Source organism: Streptomyces sp. NPDC059008 (assembly GCF_042749045.1).
Taxonomy (GTDB): domain Bacteria; phylum Actinomycetota; class Actinomycetes; order Streptomycetales; family Streptomycetaceae; genus Streptomyces.
In genome coordinates this window covers 95173-115276 of record NZ_JBHYJC010000015.1, presented here as the reverse complement: position 1 = coordinate 115276, position 20104 = coordinate 95173, and the positions used below count along the sequence as shown (strand labels likewise).

The 20104-nt window shown below is 72.2% G+C and carries 21 protein-coding genes; 18 read left to right on the top strand and 3 right to left on the bottom strand.

Going from position 1 to position 20104, the window contains the following annotated elements; translation table 11 throughout:
• Positions 1 to 62 precede the first annotated feature (62 nt).
• From cpaB to ACFWZH_RS19815, 12 genes are all read left to right on the top strand, one after another.
• Positions 63 to 779, top strand: coding sequence for a Flp pilus assembly protein CpaB (cpaB, locus tag ACFWZH_RS19870; protein ID WP_384432442.1), 717 nt, complete (start codon positions 63 to 65; stop codon positions 777 to 779).
• A gap of 13 nt (positions 780 to 792) precedes the next feature.
• Positions 793 to 2256 carry a CpaE family protein gene (locus tag ACFWZH_RS19865; protein WP_384432439.1) on the top strand — a complete coding sequence of 488 codons (1464 nt, stop codon included), beginning with the start codon at positions 793 to 795 and terminating at the stop codon, positions 2254 to 2256.
• Between the two features lie 3 nt (positions 2257 to 2259).
• Positions 2260 to 2643, top strand: a complete 384-nt coding sequence (locus ACFWZH_RS19860; RefSeq protein ID WP_384432437.1) for a TadE/TadG family type IV pilus assembly protein — start codon at positions 2260 to 2262, stop codon at positions 2641 to 2643.
• Entirely contained in the window at positions 2640 to 3149 is a 510-nt protein-coding gene (locus ACFWZH_RS19855) for a TadE family protein (protein ID WP_384432435.1), read from the top strand. Before ACFWZH_RS19860 ends, ACFWZH_RS19855 begins: the two co-directional genes overlap by 4 nt.
• Positions 3146 to 4486, top strand: coding sequence for a CpaF family protein (locus tag ACFWZH_RS19850; RefSeq protein WP_384432432.1), 1341 nt, complete (start codon positions 3146 to 3148; stop codon positions 4484 to 4486). Before ACFWZH_RS19855 ends, ACFWZH_RS19850 begins: the two co-directional genes overlap by 4 nt.
• Entirely contained in the window at positions 4483 to 5472 is a 990-nt protein-coding gene (locus tag ACFWZH_RS19845; protein ID WP_384432429.1) for a type II secretion system F family protein, read from the top strand. Before ACFWZH_RS19850 ends, ACFWZH_RS19845 begins: the two co-directional genes overlap by 4 nt.
• Positions 5473 to 5489: 17 nt before the next feature.
• Positions 5490 to 6383, top strand: a complete 894-nt coding sequence (locus tag ACFWZH_RS19840) for a DUF5936 domain-containing protein (protein ID WP_384432426.1) — start codon at positions 5490 to 5492, stop codon at positions 6381 to 6383.
• Positions 6384 to 6817: 434 nt separating this feature from the next.
• A complete protein-coding gene (locus ACFWZH_RS19835) occupies positions 6818 to 6982 on the top strand; it encodes a membrane protein (protein ID WP_033266190.1) in 165 nt (54 codons plus the stop codon).
• A gap of 17 nt (positions 6983 to 6999) precedes the next feature.
• Complete coding sequence (locus ACFWZH_RS19830) at positions 7000 to 7692, top strand: pilus assembly protein TadG-related protein (protein WP_384432423.1); 693 nt, start codon at positions 7000 to 7002, stop codon at positions 7690 to 7692.
• Between the two features lie 72 nt (positions 7693 to 7764).
• The gene (locus ACFWZH_RS19825) at positions 7765 to 8352 is read left to right on the top strand and encodes a hypothetical protein (protein ID WP_384432420.1); all 588 of its coding nucleotides are present in this window, start codon (positions 7765 to 7767) and stop codon (positions 8350 to 8352) included.
• Between the two features lie 13 nt (positions 8353 to 8365).
• Positions 8366 to 9007 carry an OmpA family protein gene (locus ACFWZH_RS19820; RefSeq protein WP_384432417.1) on the top strand — a complete coding sequence of 214 codons (642 nt, stop codon included), beginning with the start codon at positions 8366 to 8368 and terminating at the stop codon, positions 9005 to 9007.
• A 480-nt stretch (positions 9008 to 9487) separates the two neighbouring features.
• Positions 9488 to 10066 (top strand): TetR/AcrR family transcriptional regulator, encoded by a 579-nt coding sequence (locus ACFWZH_RS19815; RefSeq protein ID WP_384432414.1) that lies wholly within the window; start codon positions 9488 to 9490, stop codon positions 10064 to 10066.
• Between the two features lie 55 nt (positions 10067 to 10121).
• On the opposite strand, the gene ACFWZH_RS19810 is transcribed toward ACFWZH_RS19815, so the two are convergent.
• A complete protein-coding gene (locus ACFWZH_RS19810) occupies positions 10122 to 11363 on the bottom strand; it encodes an MFS transporter (protein ID WP_384432412.1) in 1242 nt (413 codons plus the stop codon).
• A 124-nt stretch (positions 11364 to 11487) separates the two neighbouring features.
• Between ACFWZH_RS19810 and ACFWZH_RS19805 the strand changes: the two genes are divergently transcribed.
• Complete coding sequence (locus ACFWZH_RS19805) at positions 11488 to 11898, top strand: ArsR/SmtB family transcription factor (protein WP_384432409.1); 411 nt, start codon at positions 11488 to 11490, stop codon at positions 11896 to 11898.
• A gap of 16 nt (positions 11899 to 11914) precedes the next feature.
• On the opposite strand, the gene ACFWZH_RS19800 is transcribed toward ACFWZH_RS19805, so the two are convergent.
• Complete coding sequence (locus tag ACFWZH_RS19800) at positions 11915 to 12274, bottom strand: DUF192 domain-containing protein (RefSeq protein WP_384432406.1); 360 nt, start codon at positions 12272 to 12274, stop codon at positions 11915 to 11917.
• An 86-nt stretch (positions 12275 to 12360) separates the two neighbouring features.
• On the opposite strand from ACFWZH_RS19800, the gene ACFWZH_RS19795 reads away from it, so the two are divergent.
• A complete protein-coding gene (locus ACFWZH_RS19795) occupies positions 12361 to 13095 on the top strand; it encodes a prepilin peptidase (protein WP_384432403.1) in 735 nt (244 codons plus the stop codon).
• A gap of 357 nt (positions 13096 to 13452) precedes the next feature.
• Here ACFWZH_RS19795 and mgrA read toward each other — a convergent pair whose 3' ends face one another.
• Positions 13453 to 14484, bottom strand: a complete 1032-nt coding sequence (gene mgrA, locus ACFWZH_RS19790; RefSeq protein WP_384432400.1) for an L-glyceraldehyde 3-phosphate reductase — start codon at positions 14482 to 14484, stop codon at positions 13453 to 13455.
• A gap of 124 nt (positions 14485 to 14608) precedes the next feature.
• Here mgrA and ACFWZH_RS19785 point away from each other — a divergent pair, with 124 nt between their 5' ends.
• The 4 genes from ACFWZH_RS19785 to ACFWZH_RS19770 all read left to right on the top strand — a co-directional run bounded on the left by ACFWZH_RS19785 (position 14609) and on the right by ACFWZH_RS19770 (position 20065).
• On the top strand, positions 14609 to 15406 hold the full coding sequence (locus ACFWZH_RS19785) for an isoprenyl transferase (protein WP_384432397.1): 798 nt from the start codon (positions 14609 to 14611) through the stop codon (positions 15404 to 15406).
• 517 nt (positions 15407 to 15923) lie between these two features.
• A complete protein-coding gene (locus tag ACFWZH_RS19780) occupies positions 15924 to 17258 on the top strand; it encodes a PhoH family protein (protein ID WP_384432395.1) in 1335 nt (444 codons plus the stop codon).
• A 455-nt stretch (positions 17259 to 17713) separates the two neighbouring features.
• Positions 17714 to 18415: a transglycosylase SLT domain-containing protein gene (locus tag ACFWZH_RS19775; RefSeq protein WP_384432392.1), complete on the top strand. Its 702-nt coding sequence runs from the start codon at positions 17714 to 17716 to the stop codon at positions 18413 to 18415.
• A 126-nt stretch (positions 18416 to 18541) separates the two neighbouring features.
• Positions 18542 to 20065 carry an AI-2E family transporter gene (locus ACFWZH_RS19770; RefSeq protein WP_384432389.1) on the top strand — a complete coding sequence of 508 codons (1524 nt, stop codon included), beginning with the start codon at positions 18542 to 18544 and terminating at the stop codon, positions 20063 to 20065.
• Positions 20066 to 20104: the final 39 nt, after the last annotated feature.

The following is a 20104-nucleotide window of genomic DNA, read 5'->3' as shown; positions in this document are numbered from 1 at the left end:
GCCCGCCCCCACCCACGACGACCGCCCGCCCCGCCCCCCGTCCCGATCGAGGTCCCTGCCCCATGAACTCACGTCAGCGCCGCGGAGTGATCCTGCTGCTCCTGTCGCTCTTGTGCGCGGTCGGCGCGTTCGTCGGCGTACTGTCGGTGATCAAGAACGTCGAGTCCAAGGTCGGCCCCGAAAAGACCGCGTACCGGCTCAGGACGGATGTCGCGGCCTATAAACCGCTGGATCCCGGGCAGTTCGAAAAGGTGACGATGCCGCAGCGCTGGCTGCCGCCGACCGCCGTGACCGACCTGGACAAGGTCAGCGGCAAGATCGCGGTGACCCCGCTCAAGAAGGGTTCGCTGCTCCAGGTCGACATGATCGTCGAGCGGCCCGCGCTGAAGCCCGGGCAGCAGGAGATCGCCATCATGATCGACGCCGCCACGGGAGTGGCCGGCAAGATCAACCCCGGTGCCCGGGTGAACATCTACGCCACCTTCGAGGGCAAGCGCCCCGAGGACAAGCCGGTCTCCAAGGTCATCGTCGCCGGCGCCCAGGTCATCGACGTCGGCAAGCTGACGCCCCTGGAGGCCAAGGATCCCGGGGACACCACCACCGGCCGGCAGGCCGGCGAGGCCGTCCCGATCACCTTCGCGCTGGACACCAAGGACGCCCAACGGGTCGCGTACGCCGAGTCCTTCGCCTCCCACGTACGGCTCGCCCTGCTCGCCCCGGGCAACGAGGCCGCCATCCCGCCCGGCCAGCGCACCTACACCCTCGACGGCGACAAGTGACCGGGAGGCTCAGGTGACCATCCGCATCCTCGCCGCGATCGGCGACCCGGACGCCGCACGCGCGGTGTCCTCGCTGCTCGACCAGCTGCCGGACGCCGAACCCGCCCCCGCCGTCGCCGACTCCGCCGCGCTGATCGACGCCCTGGCCGGCGCCGCCGCCGGAAGCGGCGGGGCCCCGCCGGCGGGCCAGGCCCCGTCCGCCGCCGGCGGGCCCCCGGCCGTCGAGGCGCTCCCCGAGGTCGTGCTGGTCCATGAACGGATCGGCCCGACACCGGCGCTGGAGGTGATCCGCGAGGTGGCGCTGCGCTTCCCCGCGGTCGGCGTCGTGCTGATCACCACGGACGCCGGGCCCGCGCTGTTCTCCGCGGCGATGGACGCCGGCGCCCGCGGCATCGTGGGACTGCCGCTCGGATACGACGAGTTGGCCGCCCGGGTGCAGGCCGCCGCCCAGTGGTCGGCGGGCGTACGGGTCCACCTGGGGGGAGGCCCGGAGGCCGCCCCCGGGCCGGCCGGAACGCTGGTGACCGTCACCGGCGCCAAGGGCGGGGTCGGCACGACGGTCACCGCGGTGCAGCTGGCGCTGGCCGCGCGGGCCGCGGGCCGCAGCGTCGCGCTGGTCGACCTCGACCTGCAGTCCGGCGACGTCGCCTCCTACCTGGACGTCCAGTTCCGCCGCTCGGTCGTCGACCTGGCGGGCATCCAGGACATCTCCGTACGGGTGCTCCAGGACGCGGTGCACGACCACCACACGGGGCTGGGGCTGCTGCTGGCCCCGGAGGAGGGCGAGCGCGGCGAGGAGGTCGACGACCGCGCGGCCCGCCAGATCATCGGCGCCCTGCGCTCCCGCTACGAGGTGGTGCTGGTCGACTGCGGCTCCCAGATGCAGTCCGCGAACGCCGCCGCCGTCGAACTCGCCGACACCGCCCTGCTGGTGACCACCCCGGACGTGGTGGCCGTACGCGCCGCCAAGCGGCAGGTGCGGCTGTGGGACCGGCTGCAGATCCGCAAGGCCGAGGACACCACGACGGTGGTCAACCGCCTCACCCGCGGCACCGAGATCCAGCCGCCGCTGGTCGCCAAGGCCACCGGCACCCACGTGGCCCGCACCCATGTCCCGGCCGCCTTCAAGGAGTTGCAGCCCTGCGTCGACGCCGGCCGGATGCAGGACCTGGACGGCCGGTCGACGGTCAAGCAGGCGCTGTGGGCGCTGGCCGGCGAGCTGGGGCTGGTGGAGTCACCGGCCGCGCGGCAGGGGCGGGGCAGCCATCGGGCGCGTCCGTCGCTGACCGGGCGCAAGCGCAAGGCCCTCACGGCGGGGGCGGCTCCCGGTTCCGGGACGGGTCCGGGTCCGGCCTCGGGGTCCGCGTCCGGGGCCGGGTCGGGGTCCGGCACCCGGTTCGGCGCGCGGCGGGGGCCGGCCGCGGCGGCCGGGGGCCCCGGGCCGTTCGATCCGGCCGGCCCGTACGAGGAGGGCTGAGCGGTGCGGCGCCCCCTGGGCGGCAACGACCGCGGGCAGGTCTCCGTGGAGTTCCTGGGGCTGCTCCCGCTGATCCTGCTGGTGCTCGCCCTGCTGTGGCAGTTCGTGCTGGTCGGCTACACCTACTCGCTCGCCGCGCACTCCGCCGACCGGGGCGCGCGGGCCGCCACCGCCACGGAGGGCGGCGGCGCGGGCGCCTGCCGCACCGCCGCCGAGGACCAGCTGCCGTCCGCCTGGCGGGCCGGCGCCTCGACCTCCTGCGGCAGCGGGTCCGGCCTGTGGAAGGCCACGGTCCGGATCAAGGTCCCGGTGCTCTTCCCCGGCGCGGGCGACTTCCCGTGGACGGTCACCGGCACGGCCGGCGCCGCGAAGGAGGACCGAGGATGAGCGCCGCACGCACCCCCGGCCGCCGCCCGCGCGTGGTGGCCCGCCCGCGCCGTGCCGCCCGGCTGCGCGGCCACGGCCGCGACCGGGGCCAGGTGTCCATCGAGTTCCTCGGCTTCCTGCCGATCCTGCTGCTGGTCGCGCTGGCCGTGGTCCAGCTGGGCCTGGCGGCGTACGCCGTCCAGCAGGCCGGCACCGGAGCGCGCGCCGCGGCCCGTACCGCCTCGATGGACCGGGCCGACCGCGAGAGCGATCCGCAGACCGCCGGCCGGGCCGCGATGTCCGGCTGGGTCGCCGACGACGCGTCGATCACCGTGGGCGGCTCGGGCGGTGCGGTCCGGGCGACCGCGACCGTGCGGATCCCCTCCCTCATCCCCGGCGTCGACTTCGGCTCCGCCCGCCGCAGCGCCACCATGCCCCGCCCCGAGACACCCGGCGCAGCGCGTCTGCACGAAGGAGCACCAGGAGTACCCGTGGCACGAAACGCACCAGGAGCACCCCGGAGATGAGCCTCAAGAGCAGGATCGTCGCCCCCGAACCGGCCGGCGAGGCGCGCCAGGACAGCCATATGGTCGCCCTCTACCGCGCCAAGCTGCTGGAGGAGATCGACCTCGCCGAGATGTCCTCGCTGGCCGCGGCCGAGCGCCGCTCGCGGCTGGAGCGGGTACTGGGCCACATCATCAGCCGCGAGGGCCCGGTGCTGTCGACGGCCGAACGCGCCCAGCTCATCCGCCGGGTGGTCGACGAGGCGCTCGGCCTGGGGGTCCTGGAGCCGCTGCTGGAGGACGCCTCGATCACCGAGATCATGGTCAACGGCCCGGACCAGGTCTACGTCGAGCGCTCCGGCCGGGTCGAGCTGCTCCCCGTGCGGTTCGCCTCCCACGAGCAGCTGATGCAGACCATCGAGCGGATCGTCTCCACCGTCAACCGCCGCGTGGACGAGTCCAATCCGATGGTCGACGCCCGGCTGCCGTCCGGCGAGCGGGTCAACGTCATCATCCCGCCGCTCGCCCTGAACGGCGCCACGCTCACCATCCGCCGCTTCCCGCGCGCCTACACCCTGGCCGAGCTGATCGGCATGGGCACACTCGACGAGCAGATGCTGATGCTGCTGGCCGGACTGGTCCGCGCCAAGTTCAACGTGGTGGTCTCCGGCGCGACCGGCGCCGGCAAGACCACCCTGCTCAACGCGCTCTCCGGACTGATCCCCGACGGGGAGCGGATCATCACCGTCGAGGACGCCGCCGAACTCCAGCTCCAGCAGTCCCACGTCATCCGGCTGGAGTCCCGGCCGCCCAACGTGGAGGGCAAGGGCCGCATCACCATCCGCGACCTGGTGCGCAACTCCCTGCGCATGCGCCCCGACCGCATCATCGTCGGCGAGGTGCGCGGCGGCGAGACCCTCGACATGCTCCAGGCCATGTCCACCGGCCACGACGGCTCGCTCGCCACCGTCCACGCCAACAGCGCCGAGGACGCCCTGATGCGGCTGCAGACACTGGCCTCCATGTCGGACGTCAAGATCCCCTTCGAGGCGCTGCGGGACCAGATCAACAGCGCCGTCGACTGCCTGGTCCAGCTCACCCGGCACGCCGACGGCTCCCGCCGGATCAGCGAGATCGCCATCCTCGGCTCACGCGGCCACGAGGACTACCGGATCACCACGGTCTGCCGCTTCGAGGCCGAGCCGATGGGCGCCGACCGCATCGTGCACGGCCGCTTCCGCTACTTCCCGCTGCCCCGCCGGGTCGCCGAACGCCTCTTCATGGCGAGCGAGCCCACCCCGCCCGCCTTCGGTGTCGCGGCCACCGACGACCAACTCGCCACCCGGAGGGCCACCTCATGACCGGCTGGGCCCTGACCACCGCCGCCGGGGAGCCGATCACGGCCACCGGGACGCACCTCGTCCAGCTCACCATCGGGGCCACGCTGCTGTGCGGGGTGCTGGCGATCGCCGGCGTACGCACCTACGCGGCCGGCCGCGCCCAGCGGCAGGCCGTCGTCGACCGGCTCGACGACGACCACGGGCTGCCGGTGGCCGGACGGCGGCGCCGCTTCCCGTCCGTGGACCGCACGCTGCGCGGCACCCGCTTCGGCCGCCGCCTCGAACTGCGGCTGGCCGCCACCGGCCTGGACGTCACCCCCGGCGAGTTCTTCGTCGGCATGCTCGCCGCCGTCCTCGCCCTGTGGCTGATCGCCCAGGCCGTCCTCGCCCCGTTCTTCGGCCCGATCGCCGCACTCGTCGCGATCTGGGCGGCGTTCGCGTTCCTCAACTGGCAGCGCCAGAAGCGCATCGAGAAGTTCATCAACCAGCTGCCCGAGCTCTCCCGGATCCTCGCCAACGCCACCCAGGCCGGGCTGGCACTGCGCACGGCACTGGGCATGGCGGCCGAGGAGCTGGAGGCACCGGCCGGCGAGGAGCTGGCCAAGGTCTCCGACAAGCTCTCCGTCGGCCACTCCATCGACGAGGCGCTCGGAGAGCTGGCCGAACGCCTCCCCTCGCGCGAACTCGTCGTCCTGGTCACCACCTTGGTGCTCGCCAACCGCGCCGGCGGCACCGTCGTGGGCTCGCTGCGCAACCTCACCAAGACCCTGGAGGAGCGCAAGGAGACCCGCCGCGAGGTCCGCACCCAGCTCTCCCAGGTGGTGGTCACCGCCTATGTGGTCCCGCTGCTCGGCATCGGCACCCTGCTGCTGATGAACCGGATCGCCCCCGGCGCCATCGACCGGATGACCTCGTCGTTCCTCGGTCAGCTGGCGGTCGTGGTGGCCTTCGCCCTCTACGGGCTCGGCTTCTTCTTCATCCGCCGCCTGTCCAAGATCGACGTCTGAGGGGAACGGAAGCCGGTATGGGAATCGCAATGGTGCTGGCCGCGGCCCTGGCGCTCTCGGTCGTGGGCATCTGCTGCGGCATCGCCCTCTATCGCCGTGAGGCCCGGCTGCCGCCCGACCTGGCGCTGTCGCTGGAGGTCGGCTCGACCCGTACGACGGCCGTCGGCTCCGCCGTGGACCGGGCCGGCATGCGCTACGCACCGCTCGTGCTGCGCCTGATGGGCGACAAGCGCACCGCCCGCATCCGCCGCCGCATCGACCTGGCCGGCAACCCCGGCGGGCTGACCGTCGACCGCTACGCCGCCCGCCGCGCCGTCTACGGCGCCCTCGGATTCTTCGGCGCGCTGGTGATGTTCCTGCGCGGCCAGCCGGTTCTCGGCGTCCTGATGGTGCTCTTCGGCCTCTTCTGGACAGAGGTCGGCATCTGGGCCGCCATCCGGCAGCGCAAGGACACCATCGAGCGCACTCTTCCGGACTTTCTGGACGTGCTCGCCGTCGTCGTCAGCGCCGGTCTGAGCTTCCGCCAGGCACTGGACCGCGTCGCGGAGAAGTACGAGGGGCCCTGGGCCGATGAACTCCGCATCACGCTCCGGCAGATGGACATGGGTGTCAGCCGCCGCGCCGCCTTCGAGGAACTGCGCAAACGCAACGACTCGGAACAGGTCGCCCAGTTCGTCACCGCCCTGCAGCAGGGCGAGGAGCTGGGCTCGCCCATCGTCGAAACCCTGATCCAGATCGCGAACGACATGCGGCGCACCGACGCCCAGAACGCCCGGCGGCGGGCCGCCCGCGCGGTCCCCAAGGCCACCATGGTCGTCACCACCTTCATGGTCCCGGCCACGATGATCCTGCTCATCGCCGGCTTCTTCCTCGGCTCGGGCACCAACTTCGGCTCCCTGATGGGCGACTGACCGTGCCGCACCCGCCACGGACCGAAGGCGGCGGGTGCGCCCGGCGGCAGCGCCCCGTGCCCGGCCGGATGCGTACGGTTCACCGTGTGCTTCGCGACAACGCCTTCGCAGGAGCAACGAGTTGTGCCACAGTGGGTGGGCCGGCGGCCGGGTCCGCACCGCGGTGCGCCGCGGCCCGCCGGCCCGTATGGGCATCGGAGCGGGGCAGTGTCCCGAAGGGGGAGCGGGGGTGGACAGGGTGTGGCTGAGTGGCCGAATCGCGCCGTTGTGTCCGTTGCCTGTGCCCCTTGAAGAGGAAGGGGTTCGGAATCCCTGTTCCGGGAACGCTGTTCCGGCGTACTTTTCTCGTGTCATGAGCGCGGACGAGCGCGCCGACACCACGGGGGCAGTCCAGCCGGACCAGAGCGGTACGGCCGCCCATGGAGGGGAATTCGATGGCGAAGCGGGTTTTGGGGAACGACCGGGGACAGACCTCGATCGAGTACCTCGGCATCATCGCGGTGGTCGTGGCGATCGTCCTGGTCCTGTCGACCACGGACTTCGGCAGTCAGATCGCCAACGCCATCGCCAACAAGATCTCCGACGTCGTCGGTATCTAGGCCACACCACCGCCGCCGTGACGGCCACGACCACGCGCCGCAGCCGGCGCGACGCCGGGCAGGCCTTTCCGCTCTACATCGTTGCGGTCGGGGGCCTGCTCTTTCTCGCGCTCGCGTTCTTCGCCGTGGGCCAGGCGGCGGCCACCCGCAACGGCGCGCAGACCGCGGCCGACGCGGCCGCGCTCGCCGCCGGCCAGAAGTACCGCGAACTGCTGACCAAGGGCGTGCTCGACGGCGTCCGCGACGGGCGGTACGAGAGCGACCGGGCCGCCTGGGAGGACCTACTGAACGGGCGCGGCGCCCCGTCCGAGGGCGCCTGCGCGAGTGCGGACTGGTTCGCCGGCCGCAACGACGCCTCGGTCGCCTCCTGTACCCCGGACTCCTGGCCCACCTCGTTCGCCGTCACCATCAAGTCCAGCGACACCGTGGGCCGTTCGGTCATCCCCGGCACCGAGAGCAAGCACGCGTCGGCCGGGGCGACCTCTGTCGTCAGGCCGCGCTGCGCCCTCGATCCGGCCGAGGGCGACGGCGGCACCCCCGGCAAGCCGGGCAAGGGCGACGAGGACAAGGAAGACAAGGACGGCAAGGACGCCCCCGAGCCCGCCGCAATCAAGATCACCTGCGACGGCAAGGGGTGGACGCTCGACCCCGAGAACCTCCAGGATCCGCCCGACGCCGCCGACCTGTTCTCCGTACGCCTGGCCCGCTGAGCCGGGCCCGCACCACCCCGACACCACCGCACCGACCCGACCGACCACACGACGATCGAAGGAATCGCATCCATGAGCATTCGGCGCACCACGAAGGCCGCCAGGGGAGCGGTCGCCATGGCGAGCGCTGTCGGCCTGGCTCTCGTCGTGGCCGGCTGTGGTGGCGGTGGTGACGGCGGTTCGCAGGCGACCGACGACAAGAAGCCGCCGGCCCGCAGCACCGCCCCCAAGGACAGCGGCCCCGGTACGCCCGCGGCCGACTCCGCCAAGGTGATCGGCGAGATGAAGGGCCCCGACGGTGTGGTGGTCACCCTCAACTCCGTCGTCCGGGACTCCGGCGGCTTCGTCACCGTCAACGGCACGGTGACCAATCACGGCAGCCGCGCCTTCAACGCCATCGACTGGCGCTCCAACGAGACCGAGCTGCGCTCCCGTTCCTCCATCTCCGGAGCCACCCTGGTCGACAAGGCGGGCAAGAAGCGGTATCTCGTGCTGCGCGACACCAACGGCGAGTGCCTGTGCACGACCGGGCTGAGCGGCCTGATGCCGGGGGCCAGCCGCCCGATATTCGCGCAGTTCCCGGCGCCGCCGGCCAAGGTGACCGAGGTCGACTTCCAGCTGCCGACCATGCCGCCGGCCAGCGTGCAGATCACGGACTGAGCGGGCCGCCCCGATGACCGTGACCCCGCTGCCCCGGAGCCCGCGTGCGCCCCGCGCCCGTACCGCCGTCACCGCCGCCGTCGCCCTGCTGCTGACCGTGGCGCTCACGGCCCCCGCCGCCCATGCCGACCCGCCGGGCGTGACCGAGGACTCCAGTCCCCCGGTCCGCATCGACCCCGGCGACCCCGACCTGCGGATGGTCCAGGGGGCCAAGCTCGCCCCGTCCAAGGTCCTCAACATCAAGTCCATCGTCGAGACGGACGACGGCTCCGAGCGCCGCCAGGACACCAACGACAACGTGACCTTCGCGCTCCAGGCAGAGGTCCTCTTCGGCAAGGACAGCGCCGAGCTGTCGCCGGACGCGCTGTCGCGGATCGCCACCATCGCCGCTGAGATCAAGCGGCAGCACGCCACCAGCCTGCGGGTCTTCGGTTTCACCGACAACCTCGGCTCGGCGGGCCACGGCCTGACGCTGTCCCGGAAGCGCGCCAACGCCGTCCAGCAGGAGCTGGCCAAGGACCTCGGCTCGTCCGTCGCCTTCCAGATCCGCGGCTACGGCGAGCAGTACCCGATCGCGGACAACAACACGGAGGAAGGCCGCAAGAAGAACCGACGGGTGGAGGTCAGCTTCCCTCGGGCCGGTGGGCCTGGCTAATCCCACGTTTTCGGCTTTCCCGCCGTGGGGGTTTTTCGCCGTTGCGCCCTTTCGCTGCGCTTTGCTGCGGCCCACGTTGTCGGCTTTCCCGCCGTGGGAGCTTGTCGCCGTTGCGCCTGCGGCGGGCGGTTGTTTGTCGGCTGCGGTGACAGCCCTACGGACTCCGTCCTACGGTCTGTCCCCTCCCGTGAGTGGGTGGGAAAAGCGGTCGGTGGGGGCGGGCCTGATCCGTCGACTACCGGCACACGAGGGCATACGGGGACCCCCACCGGTCTCCTCTCCCCCCACTCACGGGAGGGGGCGGACCGCAGGACGGAGTCCGGAGGGGCGCACCCGCTGCCGAAACGCCCCGCGCAGCGGCACCCAGCCCGCCGCAGGCGCAACGGCGAGAAAGCTAGAAGAGTCGGCCGCAGCAAAGCGCAGCGAAAGGGCGCAGCGACTATTTGGACTGGGCGATCCAATAACTGCTAAAATGCCCCCATGGCGCGACCCAGGAAGTTCGACGAGGTGCGGGCCGTCGACGCCGCGATGAACGCGTTCTGGGCCACCGGGTATGAGGCGACCTCCACCCAGGACCTGTGCGACGCCACAGGCCTGGGCCGCAGCAGCATCTACAACACCTTCAAGAGCAAGCACGACCTCTTCGAGCGGGCCCTGGCCCGCTATATGGAGCACAAGAACGGCGAGCTGTTCGAGCTGCTGGAGGGCGAGCTGCCCGCGCGGCCGAAGATCCGCGCGCTGCTCCAGCGGGTGATCGACGACGAGGCCGCGTACGCGGACGGCCGGGGCTGCCTGGTGGTCAACACCTGTGTCGAGGTGTCGGCCCACGATCCGTCGGTCGCGGCCTCGCTGGAGCGGGACTACGGCGTGCGGTTGGAGGCGATCCGCGCCGTGATCGAGTCCGGCCAGCGCGACGGCGACATCGCGCGCGACAAGGACCCCCGCACCCTCGCGCACCTGGTCATCGCCGCGATCGGCGGGCTGCGGGTCTCGGCGCGCGCCGGGGTCGAGCGCGCGGCGCTGGAGAGCGTCGCGGACGCGGCGCTGACCGCGATCTGAGCGGGCCGGTCCGCGCCGTACGCGATCTGAGCGGGCCGGTCCGCGCCGTACCGCCTCACTGGGCGTCCGCACCCCGTACGGCCACCAGGAGCGCGCCCGCCGCGGCGAGTGCGGCCACCACGAGGCCGAAGACGGTGGCGGCGGCCGGGAGGCCGATGGCGTCGCTGAGGTAGCCGTCGGCGACCGGGAGGGCGCCGGCGAGGAGGTAACCCCCCGCGTTCAGGCCCGCGTTGGCCTCCGCGCGGCGGGCCGCCGGGACCTCGCGGCTGAGCAGGGTCAGGCCGCCCAGCTGGCCCGCGCCCTGGCCCGCGCCGGCCAGGACCACCGCGGCGACCAGCGGCGGGAGCGTGGCGGTGTGCACGGCGGCGACCAGGGCCAGGGTGCCGGCGATGGTGGCCGCGCCGGACGTCAGCAGCACCGTACGGACCGCCAGGTGCCGTACCGCGAACTGCACACCGGTGGCGGCCAGGAACATCACCAGTGCCAGCCCGCCCGCCAGTGCGCGGTTCGCCGTGCCGAGGAGCCCGGCCAGCAGGGACGGCCCGAGCGACAGGACGAAGGCGGTGGCGCTGATCCCCGGGGCGAACGCCGCGAGCCCCAGGGCGAGATGGCGGCGGTTGTCGCGGGGGACCGCCGGCAGTCGCACCCAGGACCGCGGGGCCCCGGTGCCGGAACCCGGCCGCCGTCGCGGCAGCGGCATCCTGGCCACCACCGCCAACGCCGTGGCCAGCAGGGCCGCTTCGACGGCGAAGACGGTGACGGTCGGCGCGGGCGCGGTCTGCGACAGCACCCCGGCCAGTACGGGGCCGATCCCGGCGCCCAGGACCATCGCGGTGGAGGCCAGGAGCGGCCCGATCCTGCGGCCGGCCGCGATGTCGGTGACCGCGGCCATTCCGGCGGAGACCGCGGCGCCGGTGGCCGCGCCGGTCAGCAGCCGGGCGGTGGCCAGCGCGGCCACCGAGGGCGCGGTGGCGTAGCCGAGGCAGGCGGTGATGCCCAGCAGGAGCGCCGGGACGAGCACCGGCTTTCGGCCGAGACGGTCCGCGGCCACGCCCGCCACCAGCAGCGCGCCGAGCAGTCCGACCACGTAGGCGGCGTAGATCAGCGTCAACGTGCCGGATCCGAAGCCGAGTCGGCGCTGCCACACCCCGTACAGCGGCATCGCCGCATTCGACAGGGTGAAGATCGCGACTACCGGCCAGGCCGCCAGCCAGACCTCGCGTACGGGGGGTGGTGCGGGTGCCGGTGCGGGCGGTGTCGCGGTCCGGGCCGGCGGCGCGGTGCGGGTTTCGGGCATGGGGGTCCCCTCCTGATCCAGCAAGTACGAGATGATTCGTACAAGCGGTACGAGGAGATTCGTACAGGCAACTGCAGTACGATGCAAGTCGTACTGACGGTCGGTCGAGGGAGAGGAGCGCCGGATGTCGTCCAGGGCAGCGGCACGGACCGAAGAGGCGCACGAGGGTGGCGCGGCGCGACTCGATTACGCCGCGCTCCAGCGACCCGTCCCGCCCGGCGCGCCCGATCCGCTGCCGGAGCCGGCGCGCGAGGCCCTGCGGCTGGAATCCGTCATGGGCGCGCTGAGCGATCCGCTGCGGCTGCGCATCGTGCGCACGCTGCTGCTGGAGTCGGAGGACTTCGACCACACCTGCGGCTGGTTCGGCCTCGACCGGCCCAAGTCCTCGCTGACCCACCACTTCCGGGCCCTGCGGGAGGCCGGACTGATCCGTCAGCGGCAGTACGGGCTGGAGCGGCGCAGCCATGTCCGCGTCGACGATCTCCAGGCCAGGTTCCCCGGGCTGCTGGCCCTGGTCGCCGACTGGCGGGAGTGAGCGCGCGGCACGGCGCTCAGCGCGCGCCGGCCGCTTCGACGGTCAGGCGCAGGCCCGGACGCAGCCCCCACCGCGACATCGCACCGGCCTCCGCCTCCAGGACGTGCCGGGCGCGCAGGCGGGGGCGGCCCAGCCGGCCCGGCCGCATGGTCCGTACGGCCAGCACCGTGAAGTCCCGTCCCAGATAGGCGACATCGATCGCGAACCGCATCCGGAAGGTGTGCACACCGCTCGCCGGGGTCAGCAGCAGCGCCCCCTCGATGCCGTCCCGGCCCAGCAGGCCGCGGGCGCGGGCGCGATAGGACGCCGCGATCTCCACCGGAATGCCGGTGTCCGCGCCGTGCACCATCCCCGGTCCGTTCTCCCAACGCGCCATGCGCAGCGTTCTATCAGCTCCCGCGCCCCGCGGTCCGCCCCGCCCTGAGGGGCGCGGGGCCGCCGGACACGCTCTAGGGTCGGCGGGTGGCACTGATGCTGATGGTTCTCGCCGCCGCTTACGGGGCCGCGGCCGGGCTGCTCATACCGCGGCCCGCGCACCGGATGGCCGTCGAGCCCGAGGAGGAGTGGCGCGCGGCCTGTCCCGGAGGCCATCCGATCCCGGGGGTGGCGCGCGGCTGGCTGGGGCGGGGGCGCTGTGCGCGGTGCGGGGCGTACGGGCCCGGGGCGCTGCCGACGGCGGCGGCCACCGCCGCGGTCTGCGCGGCCCTGGCGGCGGTCACGGGGCCGCGGCCGGAACTCGCCGCCTGGCTGGTGACGGCGCCGCTCGCGGTGCTGCTGACGGTCGTCGACTGGCGGGTACGGCGCCTCCCGGACCAGCTGACGCTGCCGCTCGTGGTGATCCTGGCGGGGGCGCTGGGGCTGGTCGGCCGGCTGACGGGGGAGACCGGCGCCTGGCGCCGGGCGCTGCTCGGCGGTCTGCTCCTCGCCACGTGCTACCTCCTGCTCTACGTCGTCAACCCGTCGGGGATCGGACTGGGGGACGTCAAGCTGGCGGCCGGACTGGGGGTCGCCCTTGGGTGGTACGGCTGGCGCACCCTCGTCACCGGGGGCGCGGCGGGGGTGCTGCTCGGTGCGCTCTACGGGGCGGCGCTGCTGCTTGTCCGGCCCGGTGCCCGCAAAACGGCCATGCCGCTGGGGCCATTCATGATCCTTGGGGCGTTCGGCGGGCTGCTCCTGGGCGCCGCCGCGGCCGGCTGAACCCACCCCCGCGCCCGTCCCGCGCGAAGCCGCCCGCACCCGCCGGAGTGATCCGGGCCACGCCGTGGCGCGCGCCGGTGCACGCAGCACACCCCTCGCGGGGTTATGGTGGAAACCCCCCCTCGGGCCGGTCCGTATCCCCCCCACGGACCGGCCCGCTTTTTGTTTCCGCGGCCCCGAGGTGTGTCCGCCCTAGGGTCTGTCCGATGGGTCAGGGTCGGAAAGGCCGCGGTGTCTGGTGCGGTGCATCGCAAGGCGCCGGAGCGTCTCGATAGCGGAGCTCTCGGGACGTTTCGGCAACGCCGCGAGGTGCCGTGCCAGACGCCGCGGACCCGGCCCTGACCCATCGGACAGACCCTAGCGCCGGGCCCAGATGTTCACGCCGTCCGTCGTCTTCGCGAACTCGTCGATCTCGGTCAGTTCGGCGTCCGTGATCTTGGGAGCGTCGAGGGCGGCGAGATTGGCCTCCAACTGGGCGACGCTGCTGGCGCCGATGAGGGCGGAGGTCATCCGGTCGTCGCGCAGCACCCAGCCGAGGGCGAGCTGGGCCAGGGACTGGCCGCGGCGGGCGGCGATGTCGTTGAGGCCGCGCAGGCGCCGTACGACCTCGTCGGAGAGCAGGTTCGGGTCCAGGGACTTGCCCTGGGAGGCCCGGGAGCCCTCGGGGATGCCGTGCAGGTACTTGTCGGTGAGCATGCCCTGCGCCAGCGGAGCGAAGGAGATGCAGCCCATGCCCTCGTCCTCGAGGGTGTCCAGCAGCAGGTCGTCCTCGATCCAGCGGTTGATCATCGAGTACGAGGGCTGGTGGATCAACGCGGGGACGCCCATGTCGCGCAGGATGCCGGCCGCCGTACGGGTCTGCTCGGCGTTGTAGGAGGAGACCCCCGCGTACAGCGCCTTGCCCTGCCGGACCGCGGACGCCAGCGCGCCCATCGTCTCCTCCAGCGGGGTGTCCGGATCGAAACGGTGCGAGTAGAAGATATCGACGTAATCGACACCCATCCGCTTCAGCGACGCATCCAGTGACGAGAGGAGGTATTTCCGCGAACCCCATTCGCCGTAGGGGCCCGGGTGCATCAGATATCCGGCCTTCGTCGAGAGAATCATCTCGTCGCGGTAGCCGCGGAAGTCCTGCGCGAAGATCTTTCCGAAGTTCAGCTCCGCCGACCCGGGTGGCGGACCGTAGTTGTTGGCCAGATCGAAGTGGGTGACACCCAGGTCGAAGGCCCGGCGCAGGATGGCGCGCTGGGAGCTCAGGGTGCGGTCGTCCCCGAAGTTGTGCCAGAGTCCAAGGGAGACCGCGGGGAGTTTGAGTCCGCTGCGGCCCGTTCGCCGGTACTTCATCGAGTCGTAGCGGGAATCCGCGGCGCGGTAGTCGGTGCCAGTCATGCTCATCTCCCTATCACGTACCTGTGACATACCTGATTGGGCTGTCGTGACAGCCGAGAAGTAAAGTTGCCCACTTGAGGCGACGGGGCGACCGCCATTTCGGCACGGAGGGGCTGGACCACACATGCTGCGATCTTCCGGGGTGCGCATCCCGTATCCGCCTGCACTGCGCAATCTGGTCTACCGGCTGTACGCGCGCCGGGTGGAGGGCCGCCTGGACCACGCCCAGGTGCCCAAGCACATCGGCGTCATCCTGGACGGCAACCGCCGCTGGGCGCGGGCCGACGGGCGGACGACCGAGCAGGGCCACCAGGCGGGTGCCGCCAAGATCAGTGAGCTGCTGGGCTGGTGCGAGGAGACCGACGTCGAGGTCGTCACGCTCTGGCTGCTGTCGACGGACAACCTCGACCGGCCCGAGGCCGAGCTGACCCCGCTGCTGGGCATCATCGAGAACACCGTGCGCGGTCTGGCCGCCGACGGCCGCTGGCGGGTGCACCACGTGGGCAACCGCGACCTTCTCCCGGCGGCCACCCAGAAGGTGCTCAAGGAGGCCGAGCAGGCCACCGTCGACAACACCGGCATTCTGGTGAACGTCGCGGTGGGCTACGGCGGCCGGCAGGAGATCGCGGACGCGGTGCGGTCGCTGCTGCTGGAGCACGCCGAGCGCGGCACCTCCTTCGAGGAGCTGGCCGAGATCGTCGACATCGACCTGATCTCGGAGCACCTCTACACCCGTGGCCAGCCGGACCCGGACCTGGTGATCCGTACGAGCGGCGAGCAGCGGCTGTCGGGCTTCATGCTGTGGCAGAGCGCCCATTCGGAGTACTACTTCTGCGAGGTCTTCTGGCCGGCCTTCCGGAAGGTCGACTTCCTGCGCGCGCTGCGCGACTACGCGGCCCGGCACCGCCGCTACGGCTTCTAGGACGAACGGCGCGTTCCGGGACGTACGGCGCGTCCTGGGACGTACGGCGCGAACGCCCGGTGCCGGACACGGCTCCGGGCCGCACCCGCCGCAGGACCGCCACGGCCCCGCGGCGCGGGCGCTTCTGACGCACCCTCTCCTGGCGTCACTCCGGTGGCTCCGTTTCCCCGGGCGATCAGGCGTAACCAAAGGTTCATCGCGCGTGCGTCATATGCCGTGGCATGGGGGCGGGGGTTCGAGGGAATATCCCTTCCAGGTCGGCGTCCGGAACAAGCCATCGGGCGCCGCATCTCAGCGGACGGCATGGGGCCGTCCGCCCGGGAGGCCCTTTGCACATCACGGAGAGCCGTGCGCACCGCACGGGCGACGCGAAGGGCCGGCGCTCGGCCCGTACGTCGTGGCCTGAGCCCGGTCCGGTCACAAGATGGCCGGGGGTCCCGGGGGCTTCGCCCTTCGGGAGCACACCGCCCCGCGACGCCGTCGCACCCCAACCTCATTCGAGGGGGTTCGTCCACCCGTGGTGAACAGCAAGCAGCGCCGTGAGAACGACCGGCGCACTTATGTCCTCGACACCAGTGTGCTGCTGGCGGATCCAGGCGCCATGGCCCGCTTCGACGAGCACGAGGTCGTGCTGCCGGTCGTGGTGGTCACGGAGTTGGAGGCCAAGCGGCACCATCCCGAGCTCGGCTACTTCGCCCGGCAGGCACTGCGGCTGCTGGACGAGTACCGAGTCCAGTTCGGGCGGCTGGACGCGCCCATCCCCATCGGGGAGCTCGGCGGGACACTCCGGGTCGAACTGAACCACTCCGACCCCGGGGTCCTGCCGGCGGCCTTCCTCAACGGCCATCGCTACGGCGACAACGACTCGCGGATCCTCGCCGTCGCGCGCAACCTCCAGGCCGAGGGGTTCGACGTCACGGTCGTCTCCAAGGACCTGCCGATGCGCATCAAGGCGTCGTCGGTGGGCCTGCTGGCCGAGGAGTACCGCGCCGAGCTGGCGGTCACCGACTCCGGCTGGACGGGCATGGCCGAGCTGACCGTGCCCGCCGACCAGGTGGACGACCTGTTCGCCGACGAGACCGCGTACGTACCGGGAGCCGCCGAACTTCCGGTGCATACCGGACTGGTGCTGCAGTCCGAGCGCGGCCGGGCGCTCGGCCGGGTCACCGCGGAGGGCGCGGTCCGGCTGGTGCGCGGCGACCGGGAGGCGTTCGGCATCCACGGCCGCAGCGCCGAACAGCGGATCGCGCTGGATCTGCTGCTCGACCCCGAGGTCGGCATCGTCTCGATGGGCGGCCGGGCCGGGACGGGCAAGTCGGCGCTGGCACTGTGCGCGGGCCTGGAGGCCGTGTTGGAGCGCCGGCAGCACCGCAAGGTGATGGTGTTCCGCCCGCTGTACGCCGTCGGCGGGCAGGAGCTGGGCTATCTGCCGGGCAGCGAGGCCGAGAAGATGAGCCCCTGGGCGCAGGCAGTCTTCGACACGCTGTCCGCGGTGACCACCAAGGACGTCATCGAAGAGGTGGTGGGGCGCGGCATGCTGGAGGTGCTGCCGCTGACCCACATCCGGGGACGGTCGCTGCATGACGCGTTCGTCATCGTGGACGAGGCCCAGTCCCTGGAGCGGAATGTGCTTTTGACGGTTCTGTCCCGTATCGGGGCCAACTCCCGGGTGGTGCTGACGCATGACGTCGCCCAGCGCGACAACCTCCGGGTCGGGCGGCACGACGGGGTGGTCGCGGTCGTCGAGAAGCTGAAGGGGCACCCGCTCTTCGCACACGTCACGCTGAACCGCTCGGAGCGTTCGCCGATTGCGGCACTGGTGACCGAAATGCTGGAGGACGGCCGGATCTGACCGATTGTCCGAATCTGACCCCTGCGGGGTCACGCCGCCCGGTGAAGCGAAGGAGCTTAGCCGGGCGGCGTTCTGCTGCGTGCGGATATCCGGAAATCCTCGGCGGCAAACGAGGTGTGAGCTTTCACACCCGGCCGGGAATTGATTCCCGGTGTGTCGTTCGGGCAGAGTCTGGGTCCTGTCAGGCCCCGCATACGGCACACACACCCCTTGGGGTGCCTCCGGTCGAGCGAACGTGAGACCGGGGGAGGTGTAAATCCACGAACTTCATAGCGAGTCGTCGTATGCCGCCCGAAAGCACCACGCGGACCCCGAGGGGGACGTACCGGGCCAGTGCCTCCCGTGACCAGCCGGTCCCGCCCGCTCAACAGGGGCCGGAACAAGGGGAGGCCAGCGCCAGGGGCACGATTGCGTCCGCGAGGTCACCTAAGCGGGCGATGCTGGAAGGAAAACGTGTGAGCCGGATCTCGGTCCGGGGATTCGCCGTGGCATCCGCCACCGCGGTCACCACCGTCGGCGCCGTCGTCGGCGTCGCCGCAGGACAGCCCGCTTCGGTCGGCAACACCGAGGCAGCCGCTGCCGATGCGACGATCGCCGACATCCCCGCAGGCGCTCAGGCACAGGTGCAGACGGCTTCCCTGACGCAGCAGGCGGACGACCAGTCCACCCAGGCGGATGCGGCAGCCCTCAAGTCCGCGCAGGAAGCCGCCCGCAAGGCAGCCGCGGAGACCGCACAGAGCAAGAAGGACGCCGCGGACGAGGCGCAGGCCAAGAAGGACGCCGAGGCGCGCAAGAAGAAGGAGCTGGCCGCGTCCCGCTCCGACGCGCGCGACGACCTGGGCGACCTCGTCGGCAAGAGCTCGTACACCATCGCCGAGACGCAGGCCCTCGCACGCCAGATGGTGGCGGGTGACCAGTTCCAGTGCTTCAGCAACATAGTGGACCACGAGTCCGGCTGGAACTATAAGGCCACCAACGCCTCCTCGGGCGCCTACGGGCTCGTCCAGGCGCTGCCCGGCTCCAAGATGGCCTCGGCCGGCTCCGACTGGCAGACGAACCCGGCAACCCAGATCAAGTGGGGCCTGAACTACATGAACGACCGCTACGGCAGCCCCTGTGGCGCCTGGTCGTTCTGGCAGGCCAACAACTGGTACTAGGCCCGCCGGCCGCACCACGGCACATCCGAAACCCCCGAACGCGACCGCGTCGGGGGTTTCGCGCATCCCGCACAGGTAACGTCGTGCCGTCAGTGTGTGGTGCGTGGGAGGGGAAGAGGAAGGGACATGTCCAGATTGCCTCAGTGGGTCGGTGGCCTCGGCGCCGGTCTGACGCGGCTCTCGCAGCGGCTGGAGGAACAGCGCCGCCGCGCGGAAGCCGCGGCGGCGGCCGGGGACCCGGATGAGCTGAGGCGTGCCGAGCGCGCTGAGGCGCGGCCGGCCAACGGCTCACCGGCCAACGGCTCACCGGCCAACGGCTCACCGGCCGGTGACGGCCCGGTGGGCACGCTCATCGCGACCCGTCCGCCGCGGCGGGCACCGGAGCCGGCGGACGGCGTGCCGCACCCCGGCGACGAGCCCGAGCCGCCGGCCGCCGCCCCGCGCCCGCCGGAGTCCGTTCCCGCGCCGCCCGCCTACGCCCCGGCGGTCGCGGCCCGCCCCGACCCGGTGGCCGCCGTGCCGTGGGGCGTACGGGTCGCCGCCGAGGTGGGCTGGCGGCTGCTGGTGCTCGCGGCCACGCTGTGGGTGCTGGCGCGCGTCATCACCAGCATCGAGCTGGTCGTGCTGTCGTTCGTCGCGGCGATGCTGATCACCGCGCTGCTGCAGCCGACGGTGGGCTGGCTGCGAGGGCGCGGGCTGCCGCGCGGACCGGCGACCGCGCTGACCTTCATCGGCGGCTTCGTCATCATGGGCCTGGTCGGCTGGTTCGTGGTGTGGCAGGTCCAGGACAACATCGACTCGGTGTCCAGCCGCATCCAGGAGGGCATCACCGAGCTCAAGGGCTGGCTGCTGAAGAGCCCGTTCCATGTGACCGAGAGTCAGATCAACAGCATCGCCAAGAACCTGCAGGACGCGATCGGCGCCAACACCGAGGCGATCACCACCGCCGGACTGGAGGGCGTCACCGTCGTCCTCGAGGTGTTCACCGGCATCCTGCTGGCGATGTTCACCACGCTCTTCCTGCTCTACGACGGGCGGCGGATCTGGGAGTGGGTGCTCAAGCTGGTCCCGGGCGCGGCCCGCGAGGGCGTGGCGGGCGCCGGGCCGCGGGCCTGGCGGACCCTGACCGCCTATGTGCGCGGCACGGTCATCGTGGCGCTCATCGATGCCATCTTCATCGGCATCGGGCTGTACTTCCTCAATGTGCCGCTGGCCGTCCCGCTCGCCGTGTTCATCTTCCTGTTCGCCTTCATCCCGCTGGTCGGTGCGGTGGTCTCGGGCGCGCTGGCGTGCGTCGTCGCGCTGGTGACCCAGGGCGTCTTCCAGGCCCTGATGGTGCTGGCGGTGGTGCTGGCCGTCCAGCAGATCGAGGGCCACGTCCTGCAGCCGTTCATCCTGGGCCGGGCGGTGCGGGTCCATCCGCTGGCGGTGATCCTCTCGGTCGCCGCGGGCGGACTGGTCGCGGGCATCGGCGGCGCGGTCGTCGCCGTCCCCCTGGTGGCGGTCACCAACACCGTCGTCGGCTATCTGCGGTCGTACTCGCGGGAGCAGGCGGTGCGGATGTCGGTGGCGCCCCGCGGAGCCACCGCGATCGGTGTGGCACCGACCCCGCCCCCGGTGAAGCGCGCGTCCGAGGAGTCCGGCGACTGAGCCACCGGAGCCGGTCGGGCGCCCGGCCGGCTCCGAGCG

What these genes read in the sequence shown, in the direction of transcription:
- cpaB (WP_384432442.1), top strand. Translation starts at nt 63, where the DNA reads ATGAACTCACGTCAGCGCCGCGGAGTGATCCTGCTGCTCCTGTCGCTC.
- ACFWZH_RS19855 (WP_384432435.1), top strand. Translation starts at nt 2,640, where the DNA reads ATGAGCGCCGCACGCACCCCCGGCCGCCGCCCGCGCGTGGTGGCCCGC.
- ACFWZH_RS19850 (WP_384432432.1), top strand. Translation starts at nt 3,146, where the DNA reads ATGAGCCTCAAGAGCAGGATCGTCGCCCCCGAACCGGCCGGCGAGGCG.
- ACFWZH_RS19845 (WP_384432429.1), top strand. Translation starts at nt 4,483, where the DNA reads ATGACCGGCTGGGCCCTGACCACCGCCGCCGGGGAGCCGATCACGGCC.
- ACFWZH_RS19840 (WP_384432426.1), top strand. Translation starts at nt 5,490, where the DNA reads ATGGGAATCGCAATGGTGCTGGCCGCGGCCCTGGCGCTCTCGGTCGTG.
- ACFWZH_RS19835 (WP_033266190.1), top strand. Translation starts at nt 6,818, where the DNA reads ATGGCGAAGCGGGTTTTGGGGAACGACCGGGGACAGACCTCGATCGAG.
- ACFWZH_RS19825 (WP_384432420.1), top strand. Translation starts at nt 7,765, where the DNA reads ATGAGCATTCGGCGCACCACGAAGGCCGCCAGGGGAGCGGTCGCCATG.
- ACFWZH_RS19820 (WP_384432417.1), top strand. Translation starts at nt 8,366, where the DNA reads ATGACCGTGACCCCGCTGCCCCGGAGCCCGCGTGCGCCCCGCGCCCGT.
- ACFWZH_RS19815 (WP_384432414.1), top strand. Translation starts at nt 9,488, where the DNA reads ATGGCGCGACCCAGGAAGTTCGACGAGGTGCGGGCCGTCGACGCCGCG.
- ACFWZH_RS19810 (WP_384432412.1), bottom strand. Translation starts at nt 11,363, where the DNA reads ATGCCCGAAACCCGCACCGCGCCGCCGGCCCGGACCGCGACACCGCCC.
- ACFWZH_RS19805 (WP_384432409.1), top strand. Translation starts at nt 11,488, where the DNA reads ATGTCGTCCAGGGCAGCGGCACGGACCGAAGAGGCGCACGAGGGTGGC.
- ACFWZH_RS19800 (WP_384432406.1), bottom strand. Translation starts at nt 12,274, where the DNA reads ATGGCGCGTTGGGAGAACGGACCGGGGATGGTGCACGGCGCGGACACC.
- mgrA (WP_384432400.1), bottom strand. Translation starts at nt 14,484, where the DNA reads ATGACTGGCACCGACTACCGCGCCGCGGATTCCCGCTACGACTCGATG.
- ACFWZH_RS19785 (WP_384432397.1), top strand. Translation starts at nt 14,609, where the DNA reads ATGCTGCGATCTTCCGGGGTGCGCATCCCGTATCCGCCTGCACTGCGC.
- ACFWZH_RS19770 (WP_384432389.1), top strand. Translation starts at nt 18,542, where the DNA reads ATGTCCAGATTGCCTCAGTGGGTCGGTGGCCTCGGCGCCGGTCTGACG.